This window comes from Mesorhizobium sp. M7A.F.Ca.US.006.04.2.1, assembly GCF_004022915.1.
Classification (GTDB): Bacteria; Pseudomonadota; Alphaproteobacteria; order Rhizobiales; family Rhizobiaceae; genus Mesorhizobium; species Mesorhizobium ciceri.
In genome coordinates this window covers 1-2,646 of sequence record NZ_RZQA01000864.1, presented here as the reverse complement: position 1 = coordinate 2,646, position 2,646 = coordinate 1, and the positions used below count along the sequence as shown (strand labels likewise).

At 62.1% G+C, this 2,646-nt stretch carries 3 protein-coding genes; 1 reads left to right on the top strand and 2 read right to left on the bottom strand.

From position 1 onward, the window contains the following. Positions 1–2,059: glycine--tRNA ligase subunit beta (glyS, locus tag EN925_RS31335; protein ID WP_128337185.1), on the bottom strand; the 2,059-nt coding region annotated here is incomplete at its 3' end. Between the two features lie 88 nt (positions 2,060–2,147). On the opposite strand from glyS, the gene EN925_RS31330 reads away from it, so the two are divergent. Continuing rightward, complete coding sequence (locus tag EN925_RS31330; RefSeq protein WP_127369187.1) at positions 2,148–2,462, top strand: hypothetical protein; 315 nt, start codon at positions 2,148–2,150, stop codon at positions 2,460–2,462. 3 nt (positions 2,463–2,465) lie between these two features. On the opposite strand, the gene EN925_RS31325 is transcribed toward EN925_RS31330, so the two are convergent. Next, positions 2,466–2,646: glycine--tRNA ligase subunit alpha (locus EN925_RS31325; protein ID WP_128337184.1), on the bottom strand; the 181-nt coding region annotated here is incomplete at its 5' end.

Genomic DNA, 2,646 nt, shown 5'->3' with positions numbered 1-2,646 from the left:
GGATCAGGCGGTTGGCACGCACCGCCTGATCCTCATCGTTTACAAGAACATGCTCAAAGAATGAATCAACCGGCTCGCGCAACACGCTAAGCGCCAGCAAGGCGCCGGAAAAATCATCGTTTTGAATCGCTTCGCCGGCTTGCTTCTCAGCCTGGTTCACCGCCGCAAACAGCGATTTCTCGGTATCCGCGCGAAACAGCGCCGGCTCAACGGTTTCGGCGACCGCCGTTTTCTTTTTCTCCTCGGCAGCCAGAATGTTGGCCGCGCGCTTGGTGCCGGCGAGCAGGTTCTTGCCGTCCTCGGTGTCGAGGAAGGAGCCGAGCGCCTCGACGCGGCGCACGATCTGCAAGAGGTCGTCGGACTGCGGCGTGATGACGGCATCGATGAGATCGTGCCGGGCGCCCTGATCGCGGAGGTAGACTTTCAGGCGGTCGTGGAAGAAGGACAGAAGGTCAGACGCTTTCCCGACGATGGCTGCCAGCGCCAGTCGAATATCATTCTCGACCAATATTCTAACCACACCCAGCGCCGCTCTACGCAGCGCATAGGGATCCTTCGACCCAGTCGGCTTTTCGTCGATTGCCCAGAAACCGACCAGCATGTCGAGCTTATCGGCAAGCGCCACTGTGATCGAAACCGGATCGCCCGGTACATAATCGGACGGACCTTGCGGCTTGTAGTGCTCTTCGATGGCTGCGGCCACGGACGAGTGCTCGCCCTGAAGCAGCGCATATTTGCGGCCCATGGCGCCTTGCAGTTCCGGGAACTCGCCGACGACTTCGGTGGTGAGGTCGGCCTTGGCCAGGACAGCGGCGCGGCCGACCAACGCGGGATCGGCGCCGACGATCGGAGCCAGTTCTTCCGCCAATCGCTTGATCCGCTCCACCCGTTCGCCCTGCGTGCCGAGCTTGGCGTGGAAAGTCACGCCGAGATGGTCGAGGCGGGCCATGCGCTGGTCGAGCGGCTTCTTGAGATCAAGCCCGAATTTTTCCGCCGATGCCTCGAGCTCAGCCAGGTCAGGCAAATCGCCCTGGTCGGTCGTCCAGAAATAAAGCGCGTCGGACAGGCGGGCGCGCACCACCTTGCCGTTGCCGTGGGCGATCTCCTTGCCGCCATCCCTGGCTTCGATGTTGGCGGTTAGAATGAAGCGATTGGAAAGCGCGTCGTCGACACCCTGCGGCCGCGTCACAAAGCACTTCTGGTTGGCGCGGATGGTCAGTCGTATCACCTCGGCTGGAATGGCGAGGAATGCCTCCTCGAACTCGCCCATCAGCACGACAGGCCATTCGACCAGTCCGGACACCTCCTCCAGCAACCCTTCGTCCTCGACCAGATCAAGCCCGTTGGCGAAGGCGAGATTGCGGGCATCGGCAAGGATGATCTCCTTGCGGCGGTCGGCATCGAGCACGACCTTGGCCGCTTCCAGTTTGGAAACATAGTCGTCGAAGCGGCGCACCGTGATCGCATCAGGCGCATGAAAACGGTGGCCATAGGTGATGTTGCCGGAGCGGATGCCGTCGATCTCGAAATCGACCACGACAGGCTCCTCGGTCTCCGGGCCGAAGGTGCACAGGATCGATTGCAGCGGGCGCACCCAGCGCAATGAACCGGGCTTGGCCGAGGCCGGCCCCCAGCGCATCGATTTCGGCCACGGGAAATTGCGGATGATATCAGGCACCAGGTCCGCGATGATCTGTTCGGCCGCCCTGCCCGGCTTCGAAATGTGGGCGACATAAAAATCGCCCTTCTTCGGATCGGAATGGACATGCGCCTCGGCGATCGAGGAAAGTCCGGCCTTGCGCAGGAAGCCCTGGACCGCCTGTTCGGGCGCCGATGTCGAAGGCCCCTTGATCTCTTCGTTTATATCCTTCGAGCGCGCGGTGAGACCCCTGATGTCGAGGGTCAGCCGCCGCGGCGTCCAGTACTCGCGCGCCGCCTCATAGGTCAGCCCCGCCTCGACCAGGCCGTCAGTCAGCATCTTCCTGAGATCGCCAGCCGCCTTGCGCTGCATGCGGGCGGGAATCTCTTCCGAGCGGAGTTCTAGAAGCAGGTCAGGCATGGATGGGGCTCACGCGGCAAAATGGTCCGGGCGGGGGCATAGCAACTCGGCTGGCCGCTGTCACCCTTTCCGCACGGGGATCGCCGATTTGCGCCCGTTTCCAGAAATTTTGGCCGCCCTGCCGGGACGAGACCGCGCCACCCGTCCTTGGATCAAAGATTTCCATGAACCGAACGCAGCGCTGAAGCGACCCACGCTCAGGCAGGGAACATTTGGCTCAACGACCATGAAAACGGCATCCAGACTTCTGCAGATCCTCGCACTCGGCGCCTGCTTCACCGCGCAGGCTCACGGTGCCTTCTCGATGCCGGGCGTTCGACAGGCATTGCGCACAATCGACGGTGCCAGCAGCCAGAACATATTGCCGATCAAAGTTTCCTTCGAGATGACGAAGCGGGCCTGAGACTCAGGCCGCCAGGCCACCCGCCTGCGTCTTCAAAAACGCCTCACCGCAGGCCTTCGCCAGATTGCGCACCCGCAGGATGTAGCTCTGTCGTTCCGTGACCGAAATCACGCCGCGCGCGTCAAGCAGGTTGAAGACATGGCTGGCCTTGATGCACTGATCATAGGCCGGGAAAACCATGCGG